Origin of the sequence: Streptomyces sp. NPDC002265, from assembly GCF_040296125.1 — a bacterium.
Lineage (GTDB): Bacteria > Actinomycetota > Actinomycetes > Streptomycetales > Streptomycetaceae > Streptomyces.
This window is the reverse complement of record NZ_JBEOWS010000145.1, coordinates 1-22,196: the sequence shown is the minus strand read 5'-3', so window position 1 is coordinate 22,196 and position 22,196 is coordinate 1. Positions and strand designations below refer to the sequence as shown.

19 protein-coding genes and 1 pseudogene are annotated in these 22,196 nt (G+C 74.6%); 1 reads left to right on the top strand and 19 read right to left on the bottom strand.

Annotation, left to right across the window (positions count from 1 at the left end):
* Positions 1–19: 19 nt before the first annotated feature.
* From lgt to hisI, 11 genes are all read right to left on the bottom strand, one after another.
* Entirely contained in the window at positions 20–1,117 is a 1,098-nt protein-coding gene (lgt, locus tag ABT085_RS24315; RefSeq protein WP_351611631.1) for a prolipoprotein diacylglyceryl transferase, read from the bottom strand.
* Positions 1,118–1,199: 82 nt separating this feature from the next.
* Positions 1,200–1,976 carry a DsbA family protein gene (locus tag ABT085_RS24310; protein ID WP_351611628.1) on the bottom strand — a complete coding sequence of 259 codons (777 nt, stop codon included), beginning with the start codon at positions 1,974–1,976 and terminating at the stop codon, positions 1,200–1,202.
* Between the two features lie 106 nt (positions 1,977–2,082).
* The gene (gene trpA, locus ABT085_RS24305) at positions 2,083–2,919 is read right to left on the bottom strand and encodes a tryptophan synthase subunit alpha (protein WP_351611625.1); all 837 of its coding nucleotides are present in this window, start codon (positions 2,917–2,919) and stop codon (positions 2,083–2,085) included.
* Positions 2,916–4,199, bottom strand: a complete 1,284-nt coding sequence (trpB, locus tag ABT085_RS24300; protein ID WP_152894813.1) for a tryptophan synthase subunit beta — start codon at positions 4,197–4,199, stop codon at positions 2,916–2,918. Before trpB ends, trpA begins: the two co-directional genes overlap by 4 nt.
* Before the next feature lie 78 nt (positions 4,200–4,277).
* Positions 4,278–4,508, bottom strand: a complete 231-nt coding sequence (gene trpM / locus ABT085_RS24295) for a tryptophan biosynthesis modulator TrpM (protein ID WP_351611621.1) — start codon at positions 4,506–4,508, stop codon at positions 4,278–4,280.
* A gap of 18 nt (positions 4,509–4,526) precedes the next feature.
* The gene (trpC, locus tag ABT085_RS24290) at positions 4,527–5,336 is read right to left on the bottom strand and encodes an indole-3-glycerol phosphate synthase TrpC (RefSeq protein WP_351611615.1); all 810 of its coding nucleotides are present in this window, start codon (positions 5,334–5,336) and stop codon (positions 4,527–4,529) included.
* Positions 5,337–5,513: 177 nt separating this feature from the next.
* Entirely contained in the window at positions 5,514–5,960 is a 447-nt protein-coding gene (locus ABT085_RS24285; protein WP_351611612.1) for a DUF2752 domain-containing protein, read from the bottom strand.
* Positions 5,961–6,055: 95 nt separating this feature from the next.
* Positions 6,056–6,307 (bottom strand): HGxxPAAW family protein, encoded by a 252-nt coding sequence (locus ABT085_RS24280; protein ID WP_351611610.1) that lies wholly within the window; start codon positions 6,305–6,307, stop codon positions 6,056–6,058.
* A gap of 158 nt (positions 6,308–6,465) precedes the next feature.
* The gene (locus tag ABT085_RS24275; RefSeq protein WP_351611607.1) at positions 6,466–7,113 is read right to left on the bottom strand and encodes a TIGR02234 family membrane protein; all 648 of its coding nucleotides are present in this window, start codon (positions 7,111–7,113) and stop codon (positions 6,466–6,468) included.
* A gap of 51 nt (positions 7,114–7,164) precedes the next feature.
* Positions 7,165–8,643, bottom strand: a complete 1,479-nt coding sequence (locus ABT085_RS24270) for an anthranilate synthase component I (RefSeq protein WP_351611604.1) — start codon at positions 8,641–8,643, stop codon at positions 7,165–7,167.
* Between the two features lie 11 nt (positions 8,644–8,654).
* Positions 8,655–9,050, bottom strand: a complete 396-nt coding sequence (hisI, locus tag ABT085_RS24265) for a phosphoribosyl-AMP cyclohydrolase (protein WP_351611602.1) — start codon at positions 9,048–9,050, stop codon at positions 8,655–8,657.
* Between the two features lie 84 nt (positions 9,051–9,134).
* Between hisI and ABT085_RS24260 the strand changes: the two genes are divergently transcribed.
* Positions 9,135–9,770, top strand: a complete 636-nt coding sequence (locus tag ABT085_RS24260) for a TIGR03085 family metal-binding protein (protein ID WP_351611599.1) — start codon at positions 9,135–9,137, stop codon at positions 9,768–9,770.
* A 173-nt stretch (positions 9,771–9,943) separates the two neighbouring features.
* On the opposite strand, the gene ABT085_RS24255 is transcribed toward ABT085_RS24260, so the two are convergent.
* The 8 genes and pseudogenes from ABT085_RS24255 to ABT085_RS24220 form a co-directional block, all read right to left on the bottom strand.
* Positions 9,944–11,206, bottom strand: a complete 1,263-nt coding sequence (locus ABT085_RS24255) for an ABC transporter substrate-binding protein (protein ID WP_351611596.1) — start codon at positions 11,204–11,206, stop codon at positions 9,944–9,946.
* The gene (locus ABT085_RS24250; RefSeq protein WP_351611593.1) at positions 11,203–12,378 is read right to left on the bottom strand and encodes a branched-chain amino acid ABC transporter permease; all 1,176 of its coding nucleotides are present in this window, start codon (positions 12,376–12,378) and stop codon (positions 11,203–11,205) included. Before ABT085_RS24250 ends, ABT085_RS24255 begins: the two co-directional genes overlap by 4 nt.
* A complete protein-coding gene (locus ABT085_RS24245) occupies positions 12,371–13,261 on the bottom strand; it encodes a branched-chain amino acid ABC transporter permease (RefSeq protein WP_351611590.1) in 891 nt (296 codons plus the stop codon). The genes ABT085_RS24250 and ABT085_RS24245 overlap by 8 nt, the downstream gene beginning before the upstream one ends.
* Entirely contained in the window at positions 13,258–14,058 is an 801-nt protein-coding gene (locus ABT085_RS24240; RefSeq protein WP_351611587.1) for an ABC transporter ATP-binding protein, read from the bottom strand. Before ABT085_RS24240 ends, ABT085_RS24245 begins: the two co-directional genes overlap by 4 nt.
* 215 nt (positions 14,059–14,273) lie before the next feature.
* A pseudogene (locus tag ABT085_RS24235) lies at positions 14,274–15,110 on the bottom strand (ABC transporter ATP-binding protein); the annotation flags it as partial.
* A gap of 242 nt (positions 15,111–15,352) precedes the next feature.
* Entirely contained in the window at positions 15,353–16,609 is a 1,257-nt protein-coding gene (locus ABT085_RS24230) for a PucR family transcriptional regulator (RefSeq protein WP_351611585.1), read from the bottom strand.
* A 792-nt stretch (positions 16,610–17,401) separates the two neighbouring features.
* Positions 17,402–20,515: a LuxR C-terminal-related transcriptional regulator gene (locus tag ABT085_RS24225; RefSeq protein WP_351611582.1), complete on the bottom strand. Its 3,114-nt coding sequence runs from the start codon at positions 20,513–20,515 to the stop codon at positions 17,402–17,404.
* 178 nt (positions 20,516–20,693) lie between these two features.
* The gene (locus ABT085_RS24220) at positions 20,694–22,043 is read right to left on the bottom strand and encodes an MFS transporter (RefSeq protein WP_351611579.1); all 1,350 of its coding nucleotides are present in this window, start codon (positions 22,041–22,043) and stop codon (positions 20,694–20,696) included.
* Positions 22,044–22,196 lie beyond the last annotated feature (153 nt).

Below are 22,196 nucleotides of genomic sequence, written 5' to 3'. Positions count from 1 at the left end.
GTCGTCGTACGGTCCGGCGTCAGCTCTTCTTGCCCGCCGACTCGGTCCGGTCCTTCGCCTCGGCGTCCGGGGCGTCCTGCGCCTCGGCGTCGGCCTCGGCCGTCGTGGCGTCCTCGGGCCGGTCGGCCGGCGTGCCCTCGGCCGAGTCCACAGCTTCGGGGTCCGCCCCGGCGTCCGCCTTGTCCCCGGCGTCGCCGTCCGTCTCGTCCTCGGCCTTGCCCTCGGTCTTGTCCTCGGTCTTGTCCTCGGTCCCGGCCTTGTCCTCGGTCTGTGCCTCGGTCCCGCCGTCGGCCCCGGCTCCTGCGCCGGGCTCGACCTCGGCCTCCCGGCCGGGCCGCTTCTTCGCCGACACCACGATGTAGACCACCGCGAGCAGGAAGACGACGAGCGCGGTCCAGTCGTTCAGGCGGAGGCCCAGGATGTGGTGGGCGTCGTCGACCCGCATGTACTCGATCCAGCCGCGGCCCACGCAGTACGCCGCGACGTAGAGCGCGAAGGCCCGGCCGTGCCCGAGCGTGAAGCGGCGGTCGGCCCAGATGACCAGCAGCGCGACGCCGATGCACCACAGCGACTCGTACAGGAACGTCGGGTGGTAGGTGCCCGGGACCCGGCCGTCCGTCGAGGAGGTGATCTTCAGCGCCCACGGCAGGTCGGTGGGCCGCCCGTAGAGCTCCTGGTTGAACCAGTTGCCCCAGCGTCCGATCGCCTGGGCGAGAGCGATGCCGGGGGCGATGGCGTCGGCGTAGGCGGGCAGCGGGATGCCGCGGCGGCGGCAGCCGATCCACGCGCCCACCGCACCGAGCGCGATGGCGCCCCAGATGCCGAGGCCGCCCTCCCAGACCTTGAAGGCGTCCACCCAGTCACGGCCCTCGCTGAAGTACAGCTCGTAGTCCGTGATCACGTGGTAGAGCCGGCCGCCGACCAGGCCGAAGGGCACGGCCCAGACCGCGATGTCGGCCACCGTGCCGGCCCGACCGCCGCGGGCGATCCAGCGTTTGTTGCCGAGCCAGACGGCTACGAAGACGCCGATGATGATGCAGAACGCGTAGGCGCGCAGCGGAATGGGGCCGAGGTGCAGCACCCCGCGCGACGGGCTGGGAATGTAGGCAAGTTCCATGGCAAGGTCGACGCTACCGTGCCGGACCGGGCCCACGGCAGGCAGCCCGGCTACGGCTCCATAACAGGCGGGCGGGGAACACTCACCCCTTGGCCGCCTCCTGCACCATCTCCTTCAGCTTCTGCGGGGTCATCGTCCGGTCCTGGTAGATGTTCTTGCCGTCCAGCAGCACGGTCGGGGTGCCGCCGAACTTTCCGGCCTGGAAGGCCTCGTTGGACTTCACGACCCAGCTGTCGTGCGTACCCTGCTCGACGCACTTGCGGAACTCCGGCGTGTCGAGACCGTCGACCTTGCCCGCGAGCTCGATGAGCTTGGCGTTGTCCGCGTAGGCGTCCTGGGTCTCCTCGGGCTGGTTCTCGTAGAGCACGTCGTGGTACGCGGTGAACTTGCCGGCGTCCTGGGCGCAGGCCGCGGCGTTGGCGGCCTTGCGGGAGCCGCTGCCGCCCATGTTGCCGTCGATCAGGGTGGCCAGGTGGTACTCCACCTTCAGCTGCCCGGCGTCCGTCAGCTCGTGGATGGTCGGGCGGTACGCCGCCTCGAAGGCCTTGCAGGCCGGGCAGCGGAAGTCCTCCCAGACGGTGAGGGTCGACTTCGCGCCGTCCTGGCCGACCGGGATGGCGAGGCTGTCCTTGCCCTGCGCCCCCGAGGGCGCGGCGACCGGGCCCGAGCTGCCGCCGGTGTCCTTGCCTGCGTTCGCGGCGACGAGGCCGATCACAGCCGCCAGCCCCAGGACGCAGACGACGCTCGCGCCCACGATCAGCGTGCGCCGACGCCTCTCCGCGGCCTTCCGCTTCTCACGTTCGACCGCCAGCCGCTCGCGTGCGGCGCGCTTTCCGTCATGGTGGTTCTTCTCGCTCACACACGCAGGAACGAACCGGGGAGGCGCAGCGCGCCTCCCCGGCCCCAGGTCCACCCGTTCGAGTGACTCGTACGGAATGCCCCTTACGTCACACCTGCCGGCCGCGTCACAGCTGTCGGCGTACGCCCTTCGCGAGGTCGCCCGCGAGCGCGCGGACCGCCTCGATGCCGGCCGCCTCGTCCGGGGCGTCCAGCATCCGCTTGACGAAGGCCGAGCCGACGATCACCCCGTCGGCGAAGCCGGCCACCTCGGCGGCCTGCTCGGCGTTCGACACGCCGAGGCCGACACAGACCGGCAGGCCGGTGCCGGTGGCCCGGGTGCGCCGGACCAGGTCCTCGGCCTGCGCGCCCACCGAGGCGCGGGTGCCGGTGACCCCCATCAGCGAGGCGGCGTAGACGAAACCGCTGCCCGCCGCGGCGATCTCGGCGAGCCGCTCGTCCTTGCTGCTGGGCGCCACCACGAAGACCGTCGCGAGGTCGTGCTTCGCGGCGTGTTCCCGCCACAGCGCGGACTCCTGCACCGGCAGGTCGGGCAGGATCGCCCCGGCCCCGCCGGCCTCGGCGAGCTCCGCGGTGAAGCGCTCGACGCCGTAGCGGTCGATCGGGTTCCAGTACGTCATGACCAGGGCGGGCTTGCCGGTCGCCTCGTGCGCCTCGCGCACCGTGCGCATCACGTCGGCGATCCGGACGCCGCCGCGCAGGGCGATGTCGTCGGCGGTCTGGATGACGGGGCCGTCGAGGACCGGGTCACTGTGCGGCAGGCCCACCTCGACGACGTCGGCGCCGCCGTCGAAGGCGGCCTTGATCGCCTCGATGCCGCCGTCCACGGTCGGGAATCCGGCCGGGAGGTAGGCGATGAGGGCGGAGCGGCCCTCGGCCTTCGCGGCGGCGAGGGTGTCGGTCAGCAGGCGGCCGTTCCCGCCGGTCGATGCAGTCCCGCTCACTTGGCGTCCCCCTCGATCTCGGCGATGTCGGCCGCGTCGGCGGCGACCTCGGCGTCGGTGTCGTACAGGCCGAAGTAGCGCGCGGCGGTGTCCATGTCCTTGTCGCCGCGGCCCGACAGGTTGATCACGATCAGTCCGTCGGGGCCGAGCTCACGGCCGACCTCCAGGGCACCGGCGAGGGCGTGGGCGCTCTCGATGGCCGGGATGACGCCCTCGGTGCGCGACAGCAGGCGCAGGGCCTGCATGGCCGCGTCGTCGGTGACCGCGCGGTACTCGGCGCGCCCGCTGTCCTTGAGGTAGGAGTGCTCGGGGCCGATGCCCGGGTAGTCCAGGCCGGCCGAGATCGAGTACGGCTCGGTGATCTGGCCCTCGTCGTCCTGGAGGACGTAGGAGCGCGAACCGTGCAGGATGCCGGGCTCGCCCGCGGTCAGGGTGGCCGCGTGCTCGCCGGTCTCCACGCCGTGCCCGGCGGGCTCGCAGCCGATCAGACGGACGCCGGTGTCCGGGATGAAGGCGTGGAAGAGGCCGATGGCGTTGGAGCCGCCGCCGACGCAGGCGACGGCAGCGTCGGGCAGCCGGCCCGCGCGCTCCAGGATCTGGCGCCGGGCCTCGACGCCGATGACCCGGTGGAAGTCGCGGACCATGGCCGGGAAGGGGTGCGGCCCGGCGACGGTGCCGAACAGGTAGTGGGTGCGGTCGACGTTGGCGACCCAGTCCCGGAAGGCCTCGTTGATGGCGTCCTTCAGGGTCCGGCTGCCGGACTTCACGGCGACGACCTCGGCACCGAGCATGCGCATCCGGGCCACGTTGAGCGCCTGGCGCTGGGTGTCGATCTCACCCATGTAGATGGTGCACTCGAGGCCGAACAGGGCGCAGGCCGTGGCCGTCGCGACGCCGTGCTGGCCGGCGCCGGTCTCGGCGATGACCCGGGTCTTGCCCATGCGCTTGGTGAGCAGGGCCTGGCCGAGCACGTTGTTGATCTTGTGGGAGCCGGTGTGGTTCAGGTCCTCGCGCTTGAGGAACACCCGGGCGCCGCCGGCGTGCTCGGCGAACCGGGGCACCTCGGTGAGGGCGCTGGGCCGGCCGGTGTAGTTGACCAGCAGGTCGTCGAGCTCGCGGGCGAACTCGGGGTCGGACTTCGCCTTGTCGTACTCGACGGCGACCTCGTCCACGGCGGCGACGAGCGCCTCCGGGATGAACTTGCCGCCGAACGCGCCGAAGTAGCCCTCGGCGCTGGGCACCTGACCGGTGGGGTCAGGGAAGAAGAAATCGCTGGGCATGCGAAAACCTCACGGTGAGTGTTCGGGAAAGACACTGTTCGCCGTGGGGCGGGGGGTTTGTTCGATGGCTGTGAGCCGTCAGTGGCTGGTCGCGCTCGCGCGGCGGTGGCCGCGCATTCGGTGCTGCCCCGCGCCCCTGGAGGGGCGCTGCCATCGCCTGCCGTTGACCTGGCCGGGCTCGTCCCCGATGACGTAACGCACCCGTCGGCCGTGCACCCGGCGTGCGGGGGCACGGCAGCCGCGGGGCCGGCAGCCGCGCGCGAGGCGGGCGTACCGGTCCACGGTCGTCGAGGGGGTCGTGGGCGTCATCGGGGTCAACCCTAACGGTCAGTCGCGCCCGTGCCGCAGCGCCGGGTGCTCGCCCGCCGCCACCAGGTCGGACACCGCGGCCTTCGGGTCGCGGCCGGTGACCAGGGACTCGCCGACCAGGACCGCGTCGGCGCCGGCGTTGGCGTAGGCGATGAGGTCGTGCGGCCCGCGGACGCCGGACTCGGCGATCTTGACGATATGGGCCGGGATCTCGGGGGCGACCCGCTCGAACGTCGAGCGGTCGACCTCCAGGGTCTTCAGGTTGCGCGCGTTGACGCCGATGATCTTGGCGCCCGCGTCCACCGCCCGCTCGACCTCGTCCTCGTCGTGCACCTCGACCAGCGGCGTGAGCCCGATGGACTCGGCGCGCTCGATGAGGGACTCCAGGGCGGGCTGCTCCAGCGCCGCGACGATCAGCAGGGCGAGGTCGGCGCCGTACGCGCGCGCCTCCCACAGCTGGTAGGCGGTGACGATGAAGTCCTTGCGCAGCACGGGGATGTCCACGCGGGCGCGGACCGCTTCGAGGTCCGCCAGCGAGCCGCCGAAGCGGCGCTGTTCGGTCAGCACGGAGATGACGGCGGCGCCGCCGGCCTCGTAGTCGGCGGCCAGGCCCGCCGGGTCGGCGATCGCGGCCAGCGCGCCCTTGGACGGGCTGGAGCGCTTGACCTCGCAGATCACCTTGACGCCCTCGCCACGCAGCGCGGCGACCCCGTCCTTGGCGGCACGAGCCTTGGCCGCGCGCTCCTTGAGCTCGTCGAGGCTGACGCGCGCCTGCCGTTCCGCGAGGTCGGCACGGACTCCGTCGATGATCTCGTCGAGCACACTCACGCGAGCGGCCCCCTTCCAGACGGTTGACTCTTCAAGCGATAGGGCCTGCGCCCCGGGGCTGCCGCTCGGGCACTGCCGGTGGGCGCGATTCACGGCCACTGCGATGGTATCCGGAGGAAGGCGTAGGCCTCGCATCCGGTTGACACAGGTCCCACTACCTGGACGTCCGTCCTCCGATCACGGATGCAGCCAGCCGCCGAACGGCAGGTTCCGGACGACGCTGAAGACCAGCAGCGACACGCCCAGTGTCCACAGGTGGACCGGCCCGAGGTCGATCCGCAGCGGCCGCCCGCGCACCGCACGCACCACCCAGACGGTCCACAGCACGGCGAACCCCAGATAGCCGAGCACAGCCGCCGCGTTGTCCTGGAGGGCCGTCACGAGGTCGCCGTGGACGAAGGCGTGCGCACTGCGCAGACCGCCGCAGCCGGGGCAGTAGATGCCGGTCAGGCGCAGCAGCGGGCAGACGGGATAGTGGCCCGGCTCGTTGGGGTCCACGGCGCCGACGTAGGCGAAGGCCCCCGCGACGGCCGCGAGCAGTGCGGCGGGCACGGCCAGCCGCCCCGCGACGGTCCCCGCGGGCATGCCCCGGGTCCCCTGGCTGTCGGCGTTCACGCCTCGCATTCTGCCCCGTGCGGGCCGTGAGCGCGCGTCAGGGGGCGGACCGCGCGCTCACGGCGCGGGTCCGCCCCCTGCGGGGTACGCGGTGACGCGGGTGTTCAGCCCTCGACGCCGGCCGGCTCGCGGCCCGGGGCGGACTGGACGACGAGCGGGGCCTGCTTCGGCTGGCCCAGACCCGCGGCGCTCATCGCCCAGCCGACGACACCACCGAGGGCGACGATGACCATGCCACCCCAGAAGCCCAGGGGCTGCGCCATCACCATGAAAGCGCCCGCGACGCAGAAACCGATGAAGGCGATGATGACACCGGTCCAGGCGGCCGGGGTGTGACCGTGGCTGCTGCCCGCCATGACTTGCTCCTCGTTGCTGTGTACGTGTTGTACGTGTCTGAGCCGGACGCTCACCGTCCATTGTCCCGTACGCGGACGCAGCCCGTGATCGGGGGTGCCTCCCGCGGACGTAGGGCACGCCGCGCGGACGGTCCGCCGGATCGCGGCCGGGGCCGGTGCTACGCGGGGTCGGCGCCCGTCGGGTCCTCTCCCCGGTCCAGGGCCTTCCAGATGTCCTCCGGCCGGTCGGGGTCGACGGCCGGCGCCGCGCGGCGCGCCCTGGGCCTGCCGTTGCGCTCGTAGCGTCCGGACATCACCGGCCACAGCGGGCCGTAGCGCAGGGCCAGCAGCCCGGCCAGCAGGATCAGGGCGCCGCCCACGGCGGCCACGTACGGCCACGCGGTGTGGGTGAAGGCGGCCACGACGGCCGAGGTGTCGCCGGAGGCCTGCGCGGCCTTCTCGTCGAGCGCGGAGGCGTCGGAGGCGCCGAGCAGCGCCGCGGCGACGATCCCGGCACCGGAGAGCGCGAGCAGCACGGAGACCAGCCGGCGGCCGGTGCGGCGGACCGCGAAGACGGCGACCAGCGCGGCGAGACCCACTATCGCCAGGGCCGCGGGGACGCCGGTGACGTCGCTGCCCTTGACGGTCAGGGGGAAGTCGCCGCCGGCGACCGTCGCGGTGCCCTGCGACCAGCGCTGGCGGGTGGCCAGCAGGGCCACGGCGGCGCCCAGCGCCCCGCTCAGCAGGGCGACGGCGAGGCTCCGGCGGCCGGACCGGACCGGAGCGGCTTGGGAACGAGGGTGAGGAACAGCAGTCACGTGTCCCACTATCGCCTGAACCCCGGGCGAACCGGCACCCGGGGCGACGTGAGACGCGCCCTACTTGCCGAGCCGGTTCGCCGTGTGCACCGCGCGCAGCACCGCCGCCGCCTTGTTTCGGCACTCGGTGTCCTCGGCGACCGGGTCGGAGTCGGCGACGATGCCGGCCCCGGCCTGCACGTAGGCGGTGCCGTCGCGCAGCAGGGCCGTACGGATGGCGATGGCGGTGTCGGAGTCGCCGGCGAAGTCGAGATAGCCGACGCAGCCGCCGTACAGCCCGCGCCGGGACGGTTCGAGTTCGTCGATGATCTGCATCGCGCGCGGCTTCGGCGCGCCGGACAGGGTGCCCGCCGGGAAGCAGGCGGTCAGGACGTCGAAGGCGGTGCGGCCCGCCGCGACCCGCCCGGTGACCGTGGAGACGATGTGCATCACGTGCGAGTACCGCTCGACGGACATGAAGTCGACCACCTCGACCGAGCCCGGTTCGCAGACCCGTCCGAGGTCGTTGCGCCCGAGGTCGACCAGCATGAGGTGCTCGGCGCGCTCCTTGGGGTCGGCCATCAGCTCGTCGGCGAGGGCCTGGTCCTCCTGCGGGGTGGCCCCGCGCGGCCGGGTGCCGGCGATGGGGTGGACCATGGCCCGCCCGTCCTCGACCTTGACCAGCGCCTCCGGGGACGAGCCGACGACGTCGAAGCCCTCGAAGCGGAACAGGTACATGTACGGGGAGGGGTTGGTGGTCCGCAGCACCCGGTAGACGTCCAACGCGCTTGCCGTGCACGGCGTTTCGAAGCGCTGCGAGGGGACGACCTGGAACGCCTCGCCGGCCCTGATGCGCTCCTTGACGTCCTCGACGGCCCGCTGGAAGTCCGCGCCGCCCCACAGGGCGCTGTACTCGGGCAGTTCGGACGGCGGGAGCACGGCGGGCGGCTGGGCGACCGCGCGGGAGAGGTCGGCCTCCATGGCGTCCAGCCGGGCCACGGCGTCGGCGTAGGCGTCGTCGACGCCGGTGTCGAGGTCGTTGTGGTTGATCGCGTTGGCGATCAGCAGGACGGAGCCCTCCCAGTGGTCCATGACGGCCAGGTCGCTGGTGAGGAGCATGGTCAGCTCGGGCAGTTCGAGGTCGTCGCGCTCGCCGGGGCCGATCTTCTCCAGCCGGCGCACGATGTCGTAGCCGAGGTAGCCGACCATGCCGCCGGTGAAGGGCGGCAGGTCGTCCTGGCCGGGGGTGTGCAGGGCCTCGATGGTGGCGCGCAGCGCGGCGAGCGGGTCGCCGTCGACGGGGACGCCGACGGGCGGGGCGCCGAGCCAGTGGGCCTGGCCGTCACGCGTGGTGAGCGTGGCGGAGCTGCGGACCCCGACGAAGGAGTAGCGGGACCAGGACCGTCCGTTCTCCGCGGACTCCAGCAGGAAGGTGCCGGGGCGCTCGGCGGCGAGCTTGCGGTAGAGCGCCACCGGGGTGTCGCCGTCGGCGAGGAGTTTGCGGGTGACCGGAATGACGCGGCGGTCGGTGGCCAGCTTGCGGAACGTCTCGAGGTCCATGGCGGCTGACCTTACTGATCGTCGGCGGGTACGCCGGAATCGGCGGCGTCCTTGAGCAGTACGTCCTCGTCGAAGCAGGTGCGCGCCCCGGTGTGGCAGGCGGCGCCGACCTGGTCGACCTTGACCAGCAGCGTGTCGCCGTCGCAGTCGAGGGCGACGGAGCGGACCCACTGGAGGTGACCGGAGGTGTCGCCCTTGACCCAGTACTCCCGGCGGCTGCGGGACCAGTACGTGCAGCGGCCGGTGGTCAGGGTGCGGTGCAGCGCCTCGTCGTCCATCCAGCCGAGCATGAGCACCTCGCCGGTGTCGTACTGCTGGGCGATGGCGGGCACGAGGCCGTCGGGGCTGCGCTTGAGGCGGGCGGCGATCTCGGCGTTCAGGCTGCTGGGCGGGGGCGTGCTGGTCATGGCTGCCATTGTGCCGCGCGATCCGGGCGTTCCGGGCGCGGTGTCCACTGGGCGGACCCGGCGCGCGGTCGTAGGCTGAACGGCATGTCGACCTTCGCCAAGCGTGAACGGCTCCTTCTCGCCGACCTCTTGGAGGTCACCGGTCCACAGGCCCCCACGTTGTGCGAGGGCTGGCAGACCCGTGACCTCGCCGCGCACGTGGTGGTACGGGAGCGCCGCCCCGACGCCGCCGGGGGCATCCTGGTCAAGCAGCTCGCGTCCCGCCTGGAGAAGGTGATGGAGGAGTTCGCGGCCAAGCCGTACGAGGAGCTGATCCAGCTGATCCGCACCGGGCCGCCGCGCTTCTCGCCGTTCTCGCTCAAGCAGGTCGACGAGGCGTCGAACACGGTGGAGTTCTACGTCCACACGGAGGACGTCCGCCGGGCGCAGCCGGACTGGGCACCGCGCGAGCTGGACGGCGTGTTCCAGGACTCGCTGTGGTCCCGGCTGGAGCGGTCGGCCCGGCTGGTGGGCCGCCGGGCGCCGACCGGTCTGGTGCTGCGCCGCCCGGACGGCCGCACGGTGGTGGCGCACAAGGGCACGCCGGTCGTGACGGTGACCGGCGAACCGTCGGAACTGCTGCTGTTCGCGTACGGGCGGCAGAGCGTGGCGTCGGTGGAACTGGAGGGCGAGAAGGCCGCCATCGCCCAGCTGCACGAGTCCAGGTCGCTGGGCCTCTGACCTGGACCGGATTTACGGTCCGGGCCGGGTCTCCGCTCCGGGCGGGGCACGGGTCGGGCCGCACCGGGTCTCGGGACCGGTCGGGTCCGGAGACTTGGTGAGCCGCCCCGCGGACCCGGCCCGGTCCCGAACCGGAACCCCGACCCGGGACCTGGACCGGTGGCTGCCGGGGCTCACTGCTTGCGCGAGTCCAGGTACTCCTGTTCCGCGGGCAGGGTGCGGGCGTCCTCGGCCAGCACGGTGCCGCCGGTGGCCTTGGCGTCCGGCTTGGTCACGTAGACGGCCGTGCCCGCCGGGCGGGAGGCGTCGGAGAAGTCCTCCGGGGTGCCCAGGCCGTTGTCCACCGACTTCTGCGCGCGGTGGGCCTTCACCAGCCCCTCCCGGCTGAGGTCCTTGGCCGCGCAGGCGGCCTTGAGGTCCAGGCCCATCAGCTCGGCCGCGTTGTAGCCCGAAAGGGTGCCCGCGTCGACCAGCTCGCCCGGGTACTTCTTCTGGTACGACGCGACCATCTTGGTGACGGCCGGCAGGTCGGAGCTGACCGGCGGGGCGGCCGTGACGATGTGCAGCATGGCGAGCAGCGCGGGCGCGGCGGGCGTCTTCAGGAGCTGCGGGGCGAAGCCGGGGGCGCTGGTGACGACCGGGACCTTCAGCCCGCTCGCGGCGGCGACGCCCACCAGTGAGGCGGTCTGACCGGGGCCCGCGCTGATCAGGATCGCCTTGACCCCGGCCTTGCGCAACGCGGTGACCTGCGCCGAGAGGTCGGTGTCGGTGGCCTTGATCTTCTGTCCGACGATCGTGAGGCCCGCCTTGCCCGCCGCCCAGGTGGAGCCCTCCAGGGCGTTGGCGCCGTAGTCGCCCTCGAAGTAGACGTGACCGATCCGGTCGCCCTTCTTCACCCCCTGGGTGCGGGTGAGGAAGTCGACGGCGCGCACCATGTCGAGGTCGTAGGTGGTGCCGAGCACCTGGACGGCGTCCTTGCCGAGCAGGGAGGCGGCCCAGGCCTGCGGGAAGGTCAGCAGACGGTCGCGTTCGATGTCGTCGAGCAGGGCGGCGACCACGGGCGAGCCGATGACCTGGGGCAGCGCCAGGACGTTCGGCGAGATCTCGGTGTAGGCGGCGACGGCCTTCTGGACGTCGTAGCCGTGGTCCCGTACGACGATCTTGATCTTGCGCCCGCAGATCCCGCCGCTCGCGTTGGTCTCGTCCGCCCACATCTGCTGGGCCTGGACGATGCTCTTGCCGAGGGTGGCGTAGGGGCCGCTCAGGTCGGTGAGCGCGCCGAGGGTGATCGTGTCGGCGGTGACCCCGGGGCCGGTCTTCACCCCGTCGGCGGCGGCCTCCCCGTCCGAGGTTCCGGCCTTGGTGCTGCATCCGACGCCGGCCAGCAGCAGGACGGCGAGGGTCGTGGCGAGGGCTGTGCGTCCCGTGGTGTTCACGAGGTGCGCTCCTTGGGTCGTTGATCCGGTGCGGACGCGTCCGCGGGTGCGGAGGCCGGGGAGACGGCGGAGGGGTCGGCGGCGGACGAGGGGTCGGCGGCGGACGGGGTGGCGGGCGGCTCGGCCGTGGGCGGGGTGCGGCGCCGCCGGACGAGGGCCGCGGCGCGCCGGGCCAGGCCGCTCAGTCCGTCGGGGGCGAAGAGCAGGACGAGGACGACGGCGGCGCCGTACAGATAGCGGGCGGCCTCGGTGGGGCCCACCGCGTGGCCGGGCGCGCCGGGCGCCGCGACCAGGGGCAGCTGGTCGGCGTAGCGGGCCATGAGCAGGGGCAGCGCGGTGACGAAGACGGCTCCCGCGGCGGCGCCCGCCACCGAGCCGAGTCCGCCGATGACGATCATCGCGAGGTAGTCGATGGACAGGGTGAGGCCGAAGTAGTCGGGCACGATCCGGCGGAAGACGAGCGCGAGCAGGACCCCGGCCAGGCCCGCGTACATGGAGGAGACCACGAAGGCGGCCGAGCGGCGGCGGGCCACCGGGACGCCCATCACGGCCGCGGCGGTCTCGCTGTCGCGCAGCGCGGTCAGTGCCTGGCCGGGACGGCCGTCGAGCAGGTTGCGGGCGGCGAACCAGCCGGCGCCGAGCAGGGCCAGCGCGAGGTACCACAGACGCTCCTCGGCGCCGAACGGCACGCCCAGCACGGTCAGTTGCGGGTCGGTCCCGGTGAAGGTGAAGCCGCCCAGGGACATCGGCGGCACGGAGCGTCCGTTGAAGCCGCCGGTGAGGGAGTCGGCGTTGAGCATCACGTGCCGGCCGAGGAAGACGAGGGCGAGGGTCGCCACCCCCAGGTAGACACCGCGCACCCGGCCGGCCACCGGGCTGAACAGCCCGCCCGCCGCCCCGCTCAGACAGACCGCCAGCACCAGGGCGAGCGGCGGCGGCAGACCCGGTCCGGGCTCCCCGGCCAGCCAGACATAGCCGTAGGCGCCGACCGCGAGGAAGAAGGCATGGCCCAGGGAGAGCTGGCCTGCGGTGCCGGTGAGCAGGGTGAGTCCGACGGCGCCGAGCGCGGCGGCCATCGAGAACAGCCCGACCTGGAGCCAGAACGCGCCCAGGTAGAAGGGCAGGGCGCACAGGACGAGCACGGCGCCCGCCGCGGCGAGACGCCTAGACACGAGCCGCCTCCTTGGTGCCGAAGAGACCGGCGGGCCGCACGAGGAGCACCAGCACCATCACGGCGTACGGCACCACGTCGCCGAACCCGGCGCCGAGCGCGGAGAGTTCGGACTGGTAGCCGGCCGCCAGCGCCTCGGTGACGCCGATCAGCAGGCTGCCGGCGAGCGCGCCGGGCGGCGAGGCCATCCCGCCGAGGATGGCGGCGGGGAACGCCTTCAGCGCGATCTGTCCGGTCGTACGCTCCAGGCCGGGCGCCGGGAACGCGGCCAGGAACACGGCGGCGAGCGCGGCGAGCGCGCCGGCCAGGCACCAGGCGAGGGTGCGGATCCGGGCGAGCCGGATGCCCATCAGGGCGGCGGCCTCCTGGTCCTCGGCGGCGGCGCGCAGCGACAGGCCCCAGGGGGTGAACCGGAACACGGCGAAGACCGCGGCGATGACCACGGTCGACACCAGGATCGAGGCGATCCGGCTGTCGGCGACGGTCGCCGGGCCGAGCCGGGTCACGGCGGAGCCCCAGGGGTCGCCGAGGGTGAGCAGGTCCCCGCCGATGCGGCGGGTGAGGTCGGTCATCAGCAGGATGTCGACGCCGATGGTGACGATGGTCAGCACATGCGCGGCGGCCGGGTCTACGCGGCGCAGCAGCAGTACGTCGATCAGCCCGGCGGCCGCCGCGGTGGCGAGCACCGCGAGGGCGAGGGCGCCCGCGAAGCCGAGCCGGTCGTGCAGCACCGCGGTGAGATAGCCGCCGAGCAGCAGCAGCGAGCCGTGGGCGAAGTTCATCACCGCCGAGGCCTTGAAGATGATGACGAAGCCGAGGGCGACCAGGGCGTAGACCGAGCCGAGGGCGAGTCCGTTCAGCACGGTGTCCAGGGCGGTGCTCATGCGATGTGCTCCCGGGAGGTGGTCGGGGTGCCGAGGTAGGCGCGGCGCACCTCGGGGTCCTGGCGGACCCGGTCCGGGGTGCCCGCGGCGATACGGCGGCCGAAGTCGAGGACGGTGACCTCGTCGGCCAGCCGCATGACGAGGCCCATGTCGTGCTCCACCAGCAGTACGGACAGGCCCAGTTCGGCGCGGACCGTGCGCAGCACCTCGACGGTGCGGGCGCGTTCGCCGGAGTTCATGCCGGCCACCGGTTCGTCCAGCAGCAGCACCCGTGGTTCCAGGCACAGGGCGCGGGCGAGTTCGACCCGCTTGCGGTCGCCGTAGGGCAGCAGGGCGACCGGGGTGTCGAACAGCGGTCCGAGGCCGGTGAGTTCGGCGGTCTCCCGGGCCCGCGCGCGGTGCTCGCGCTGCTCGCGCACGGTGCCCGGCAGCCGCAGTGCGGTGGCGGTGAACCCCGCCCGGCCCAGGGCCTGGCGGCCGAGCATCAGGTTGTCGCCGACCGTGCCGGCCGTGGTGACGATGTTCTGGAAGGTGCGGGCGATGCCGAGCAGGGCGATCCGGTGCGGGGGCAGCCGGGTGAGTTCCCGCTCGCCGAGGCGGACCCCGCCCCGGGTGGGCCGGCACAGTCCGGAGACGACGTTGAAGCAGGTCGACTTGCCCGCTCCGTTGGGCCCGATCAGCGCGTGCACGCTGCCGGGCGCGACGGTGAACCCGACCGAGTCCAGCGCGGTGAGTCCGGCGAACCTGACCGTGACGTCCTCGACGTGCAGGGGCGGGGGCGGGGGCGGGCCGCTCATGGGGCACCCTGCCCTTCGGCGGCGGACGCGCGAGCGGGAGCGGAGGAACCCTCGGCAGGCGGGACGGAACCCTCGGGAGGTGGGGCGGCACTCCCGGCAGCCGGGGCCGGTGCGGAGGCCGGCGCCTGGACCGACGCGGAGTCCGGTGGCGGGACCGACGCGGAGTCCGGTGCCGGGGCCGGCGCGGAGTCCGGTGCCGGGGCCGGCGCGGGGGTCGCCTCCTCGCCCAGGTAGAGACGGCGTACCGCGTCGGTCCCGGCCAGTTCGGCGGCCGGGCCGGACAGCCGCACCTCGCCGACCTCCAGGACGTACGCCTGGTCGCACAGCGCCAGCGCCATCGCCGCGTTCTGCTCCACGAGCAGGACCGAGGTGCCCTGGCCGTTGATCTCCCGGATCACCTCGGCGATGCGCTCGACCATCAACGGGGCCAGTCCGAGGGAGGGTTCGTCCAGGAGCAGCAGCCTGGGCGCGGCCATCAGCGCCCGCCCGATGGCGAGCATCTGCTGCTCGCCGCCGGACAGCAGTCCGGCGCGCTGCCTGCGCCGCTCCGCGAGCCGGGGGAAGAGCCCGAAGACCCGTTCCCTGGCGGCCCGGACGACCGCCGGGGCGCGGCGGCTCAGCCCGAGTCCGCCGGCGCGCAGGTTCTCGTCCACCGTGAGTCCGGCGAACACCCGCCGCCCCTCGGGGACTTGTACGACCCCGGCGCGCACCGCGGCCACCGGGTTCTGCCCGTCCAGCCGCAGGCCGCCGTAGTGGGCACTGCCCGCGGTGATCGCCCCGCGGTGCAGGCGCAGGGTGCCGGACAGGGAGCGCAACAAGGTGCTCTTGCCCGCGCCGTTGGCACCGAGCAGGGCGACGGCGCCGCCTGCGGGCACCTCCAGGCTGACACCTCGCAACGCGGTCAGGGCACGCCCGTAGGCCACGTCGAGATCACGCACGCGCAGCACCGACGGCCCGTCGGAGCGCGGGCCGCCGGGGCGCGGGTCGCCGGGGGACGGCGCGCCCGGCGGGGACGCGTCCTGCCGGGTACCGTCCGATGACAGAGAGGGCATCACAACTCCTCGGCTCCGCACGACGCGGACCTACGGGGGAAGTGGCCCTACGAGAGCACGCGCACCGGACGGCGTACAGCGCGCGGCGGCGGCTCAGGACCCGCTCCCAGCGTCGGCGGCGGGGGGTTGTGCCGCTGCCCAGCGAGCCGCTCCGGACGGGGTGTCCGGTCCGGAGCGGGCGGCGTCCGGCCGCCACCCCGTGCATCCGCCTGACCGCCAACTCCCAGAGGAGGCAAGGGCATTCAGTCGCCGAGAAGTCGTCGGGCGGTCAGGGCGAGCGACGTGTCGACGACGTCCGCGGGCCGGGTGAGCGAGCGGCCGGTGAGCTGCTCGAAACGGCGCAGCCGGTTGAGGACCGTGTTGCGGTGGCAGTACAGCCGGGTCGCCGCGCGCTGCGCGGAGCCGTCGCTGTCGAGCCAGACGCACACCGTGTCCAGCAGCAGGTCCCGGTCGCCCGGGTCGAGACTCAGCAGCGGGCCCAGGACCCGGTGGACCAGCGCCGCGCCCAGAGCGGGCGCGGACACCAGCAGGGCGGCCGGCAGATGCTCGTCGAGCAGGACCGTGCCGCCGCTCTCCGGGCAGGCCCGCAGCGCGGTCTCGGAGAGCCGGCGCGCGTCCCCGACCGCCGCGAGGCCCTCCACGGCACGGCTGATGCCGACCCGGGCCCCCACGGGCGCGGTCACCCGGTCGACCAGGTCGGCCGGCTCGCTCTCGCCGAGGTGCACGACCGCGTGTTCCGCGTCCGCCCCGGCGTGCCAGTGCGCCCGCATCCCGGGCGGCACCGACAGCAGCGGGGTGCCGGTGTGGGCGGCCGGGTGCGCGGCGGCCACGCTCACCACCGCGTACCTGCCGTGCTCGGGCAGTTCCAGCGCGGCGGCGACGTCCGGCAGGTCGGCGATGCGGGTGGTGCCGTCGAGGAGGGCGGTGGTCATCAGCCGCAGCCGGTTCTCCCGGCGCCAGGCGAGCTGCCGCTCCACCTGCCGGTAGGCGTCGGCGACCAGCGTGCAGTGCTCGTCGACGAAGTTCCACACGTCGGCGGCCACGTGCACGAGCAGGCGTACGTCGTCGGGGTCGCGCCGCGCGGCCTCCTCGACGAGACCGCGCCACACCAGGGCGCCACCGAGCCGGAAGGCGTGCAGCAGCGCGTCCAACGGCAGCCCCTGTTCGGCCCGTTCGGCGCCGATCCGCCACGAACAGCGCCGGGCGGCGTCCCGGGACTCCCTGGGGCGCAGCAGGGAGCCGACGTTGTGGCGCAGGGAGCGGTGGGCCTCCTGCCAGATGCCCGAGGGGTCTGCTTCGAGAGCCGCCCGGTAGGCGGGCTCCTGTTCCCGGAGCACGGTGAGCAGCCGGTCGGTGAGCTCGGGAAGGTCGTCCATCAGGACGGCGGCCGCGCGGTGCAGCACGGCCAAGGCGTCCGCGTCGACGCTGGAACGCAGGGGCGGAGAGGGGGGCGGCAGCTCGGGCACCGCCCGGACACGGGCTCGTACGGCGTTCGGCATCGCAGTCCTCCACCGGGTCGGTTCGCACCGGTGCACGGCACGGCGTTCGTCCTCCGCCGGCGGCTCCGGAGCAGTCCTTGGTCCCGCAGGATGACATACCGTCCGGTCGGTCCCCAGAGTGTCGGACCAAATTCCCCGCCGCCCCGGGAATCCGCGCCTCCGGCCGCGGGCAGCAGGTGGCGGGCGGCACACGGCTCCGCGGGCGTCCGCCGGCCCCGCGCCCGCGTCCGCGTCCGCCGGATCACCCGCCCTGCCGGATCGCCTGTCCTGGCGGATCACTCACCGTGCCGGGGCGACCGCTCCCCGGGCGCTCGCCGTGCCGGGACGGCCGCTGTGCCGGGGCGACCGCTGTGCCAGGACGGCCGCTCTCCCGGGGCGCTCGCCTGCCGGGGCGACCGCTCTCCCAGGGCGACCGCCATGCCGGGACGGCCGCTCTCCCGGATCGCTCGCCCGTGCCGAGGCGCTCGATCTCCCGGAGCGACCGCTCTGCCAGGGCGCTCGCCATGCCGGGACGGCCGCTCTGCCGGATCGCCTGTCCTGCTGGACCGCTCGCCGTGACGAGACGGCCGCTCTCCCAGGGCGACCGCCATGCCGGGACGGCCGCTCTCCCGGATCGCCTGTCCTGCTGGACCGCTCGCCGTGACGAGACGGCCGCTCTCCCGGGGTGACCGCCATGCCGAGGCGCTCGCTCTCCCGGGGGCGACCGCTCTGCCAGGCCGCTCGCCGTGCCGTGCCGGATCACTCGCCGCGCCGGGGGCGACCGCTCTCCCAGGACGCTCGCCGCGCCGGGGGTCATTCGCGCGGCGGGAAGCCGTACCGTGCCGGGGCGGGTTCCCCGGGGCGGTCGCCGGACGTGTCCTCCCGGTCGACGAACCTCGCCAGCTCGATCCGCGAGCGCACCCCGAGGAGCGCGAACACATTGCGCAGATGGTGGTCGACCGTGCGCGGGCTCACCGACAGCCGCATGGCCACCTCACGGTTGGTGGCCCCCTCCGCGACGAACCGGGCGATCCGCAGCTGCTGCGGTGTCAGCCGGACCAGCGGTCCCCGGGGTTCGGCGGCCGGGGCGTCACCGGTGGCGCGCAGTTCGGCCCGTGCCTGCCGGGCCCACGCACCGGCCCCGCAGCGTTCGAACGCGACCAGGGCGTCGCGCAGCCGCCCCCGTGCCTCGCCCGGCCGACGCCTGCGCCGCAGCCAGTTGCCGAACAGCAGCTGGGTACGGGCACGTTCGAAGTCGCCGCCCACCAGGTCGTGGCGGGCCAGCGCCTGCGCGTAGTGGACCTCGGCCGGATGGGGGCCGGTGCGGTCGTCGTCGTGGGTCGGGGTGCCGTCGCGGGCCGCGGGTTCGCCCCTGCCCTCGACGGTCTCCAGCAGGGCGCGGCAGCGGGCGAGCAGCGCCGGGGCGGCGGCGTCGATGCCCTGCTCCGCCCAGAGGGCGAACTCCGCGACGACCGCGGGCGCGGCCTCCGGTGCGCCGGCCAGCACGGCGGCCTCGACGTAGCAGGGCACGGCGAGCATCCGTACCGCGAAGTGGCCACCGCAGGGGCCGGGCCGCACCAGGGGGCCGAGCCGGGCCGCCGCCTCGGGGGCCCGGCCCCGGCTCAGGTCGGTGCGGGCCAGAGCCCACTGGGCGAGCGACGCGGCCAGGGCGAGGCCGTGCGCGTCGGCGACGGCCGAGCAGGCGGTGGCGTGCTCGGCCACGGTCTCGGCGTCGCCCGCCAGGGAGGCGACCAGGGCCAGGACGGCGTGCTGATGGGCGGCGATGTTGCGCTGCCCGGTGCGCAGGGCGGCGCGCAGACCCTCCTCGGCATGCACCCGGGCCCGCAGGTGCCGTCCGGCCCGCAGCTCGCCGTAGGCCAGCCGCTCCAGCATCAGCGGGACGAGAATGGCGTGGCCGCGCGAGCGCGCGACCGCCAGTGCCCGCGCGTGCACCCGGCACGCGGCCGCGAGGTCGCCCACGACCAGCGCCGCGGCACCGGCGCACACCAGCAGCTCGGGCTCCCCCGCGCGCTCGCCCCGCTCCACGAGCCGCCGCAGCACCTGCCTGCCCCGCGCGGTCCGCCCGCTCAGCAGGTCCGTCATCCCGGCGCGGTACTCCGCCGCGAAGGTCTGGGCCGGCCCCACGGTCTGCCGTACGGCCGGGAGGATCCCGGCGGGGGCGGCGGGCAGGGCTCCCGGAGGATCCTCGGAACGGGCGTCGGGGACGGCGTCGGGAAGAACTCGGGGAAGGGCCCCGGGAAGAGCCTGGGGAGGAATGCCGGGCAAAACCCCGGAAGGGGCGGGCGAAACCCCGGAAAGCGCGGGCAGAGCCCCGGTCGGGGTCAAGGCGCGCACCGGCTGCGGGACCGGCACCTCGCGAGAAGCGGACAGGCCGGATCCGACGGTGATCCGCAGATAGGACTCCGCGTCGCCCGCGGACCAGGCCGCCTCCATCCCGGCGAGCAGCGCCAGGTCGGTGCGCCGCGCGTCGTAGGGAGCCAGCAGCTCCGCCGCCAGCCGCAGTGCCTCGCAGGCGTCGGCCACGGGCCCGTCCTGGAGTTCGAGCAGCCCGCGGACGAGTTCCGCCCGGCCGCGCACCGCGTCGTGCGCCGGCCACGGCCGGGCCGCGGCCAGCAGTTCACGGGCCCGCGCGGGACGGCCGGCCAGCCGGGCGTGCTCCGCGGCGGCGGCGAGCCGCGCGACCCTGGCGCCGTCGTGCTCGGTGAGGACGGCCGCGCGCTCCAGGGCCACGGACCGTTCGGCATGGGTCCGGCTCGGGTCGTCCTCCGCGACGGCCGCCAGTTCGGCGGCGAGCCGGGGGTCGGGGCCCGGCGCGGCCAGGGCCCGGTGCACCAGGCGCGGCAGCCGCCGGCGTTCACCGGCCAGGGCCAGCGCCAGCAGCGTATGGGCCTGCCGGCGCCGGGCGGGTGACACCTCGTCGTGGACCGCACGGCGCAGCGGTTCACCGGAGAACACCACACGTTCCCCGGCGACGCGCAGCACACCGGCGTCCTCGGCCTCGGCCAGTTCCGCGCGCCCGGCCCCGGCGGCACCGGCCGCGCGCAGGACGAGGAGGAGGTCGGCCCCGTGCCCGTACGGGTCCTGCTCCTGCGCGGCCGCGGCCAGCAGCAGGAGCAGCCGGGTCCCGGACGACAGGTCGCCGGGGCCCGCCCCGCAGGCCCGCACCAGGACGTCGGGGGCGACCAGCGGTGCCGGCAACGGCAGTTCGCCGCCGAGCTGCCGTGGGCCGAGCCCGGCCAGGACGTCGGTCAGCAGCCGCGGGTTGCCGACCGTCCCGCGGACCAGTTCGCGGCGTACGGCGGGGTCGAGGGGGCGGGCGGCGAGGTCGTCCGCGAGCGCGCCGGCCGCGGCCGGGCCGAGCGGGCCGAGGCGGACCAGGGGCAGGCCGGCGAGTTCGCCGTCCGGGCGGCCGCGGGCCGCCGCGGACAGCAGCAGGCCGATGGGACGTGCGGTGTCCAGCCGCCGGGCGACGAACCCGAGGGCCGCGCGGGACGGCCCGTCCCACAGATGTACGTCGTCCACGCACACCAGCAGCGGCCGCCCCGGGGTCCGTTCGCCCAGCAGTTCCAGCAGCGCGGCCGGCTCCAGCCCGGCCCCGAGCACCCGCAGGGCCCGCAGCGGGGGGTCCGCGGCCGCGGAGCTGAGCAGGGCGTGCAGGCCGCCGTACGGGATGCGGCTCTCGGCCCGGGTCGCCCTCGCGTGCCACACGGTGCCCTCGTCGAAGGTGCGGCGGACCTGTGCGAGCAGTGCGGTGCGTCCGAGTCCCGGGGTCCCGGTGAGGACGAGGGCGCCGCCGCGTCCGGCGCGCAGCCGGGCCGACAGCGCTTCTACGGCTTCCAGTTCCGCGCTCCGGCCGTGGAGCCTGGGCGGGCGGAGCGGACGTGGGGGGATCGTCTGTCCGGTCACGGCCGTCACGTTACGACCGCGCAACCGGCGGCGGAACCAGGTGCCCGAGCCCCTCGGCGAGCTCCTCAAGGGCCCTGCGACCTCGGAAAACAGGCCTGCCGGACCCCGCTGCACGCTGGGCGCACTCCTACCGGACGCGAGCCATCCTTGTGCGCCGGCACACCCGCACGCGCAGGGTTCAGAGCGGCAGCCGGGCGCGGCGCAGCGGGCCGCTGCACAGGACGACCACACCGCCGAGTCCGCAGACCGCGGCGCTGGTGACGAAGACGGGGCCGGTGCCCCACCAGCCGATGGCGGCCGCGCTCAGCGGCATGCTGAGCGGGGCGAAGCCGAGGCTGACGACGCCCGCGACGGAGCTGACGCGGCCCAGGTAGGCGGGTTCGGCCTGGGTCTGGAGCAGGGCGCCGCACAACGCGCCGCTGAGTCCGGTGAGCAGGCCGACGAGAACGGCCACGCCGATGGCCGCGGTCAGGTCGGGTACGAAGGCGAGCGCACCGATCGCGACCGAGCCGGTGATGATCGCGCCCGCCGCGACCCGCGCCGCGTGCGGCAGCCGCCCGCGTACGGCCAGCAGCAGCGCGGCGATTCCCGCACCGGCCCCGAATCCGGAGAGCACCCCGCCCATGCCTGCGGCGCCCCAGCCGCGCTGGTCGGCCAGCAGGGTCAGCCCGACGTTGAGCGGTCCGACGAAGCCGAGGTCGCCGAGGGCGATGGCGACCAGGAGCGGCGCGAGGACCCGGTGCCCGCGGATGTAGCCCAGGCCCTCGCGCAGATCCCGCCACGGACCGCCCGCGGCGGCCTCCGCCACGCCAGCGGGAGCCCCGGGCGTCTCGGACGCCCCGGACACGTCGGCCGTGCCCGCCGCCGACGCCTCCGCCGGCACCGGCGTCGCCGAGCCAGGCGTCGCGGCAGGCGTCGCGAGGTTCCGGGTCCGTACGGACAGCAGCAGCGGGACCGACACCGCTATCAGCAGTCCGGCCAGGCCGAACGCGCCGGCGGCCCCGCCCAGGGCCACTCCCAGACCGCCGAGCGGCCCGCCCACCACTCCGGCGAAGCGAATGGCGAGACCGCGCAGGCCCTGGACCCGGGCGAGCTGGTCCGGTCCGGTCAGCCGGGCGGGCAGCGCCCCCACCGCGGGCATGAAGACGGCGTCCACGATGCCGAAGACCACGGCGAGCACGACCAGCGGCCACAGCCCGGGGCCGGAGACGAGGAGCAGCGCGGCGACCGCGAGCACCACCGCGCAGCGCACGGCGTCGCTGCCGATGACGACCCGGCGCGGCCCGAACCGGTCGGCGACCACGCCCCCGCCGAGCATCAGCAGGGCCCGCGGCACCGCGCTGACGGCCATCACCAGACCGGCCTGCGAGGGCGACCCGGCCTGGACGGCGGCCCAGGACAGCGCGAGGTAGTAGACGTTGTCCCCGACCATCGACGCGGTGTAGGCGCCGAGCCAGCGCAGCACGTTGCCGTCGCGATGGGCCGGCCGCGAGGCGGCGTCGGCCGGGGCGGTGAGCGTGGCGGTCACGGGAGGTCGTCCTCTCGGGTACATCGAATACGGCGGACGCGCTGGACGTGTCGGACACGTCGGACGCGAAGGAGAAGCCGCGCACCGTATTCTGCGCAGCTTCTCTTTTCTCTCAGACATGGCGCGAGCCCCGGTCACCGGGGTGACCGGGGC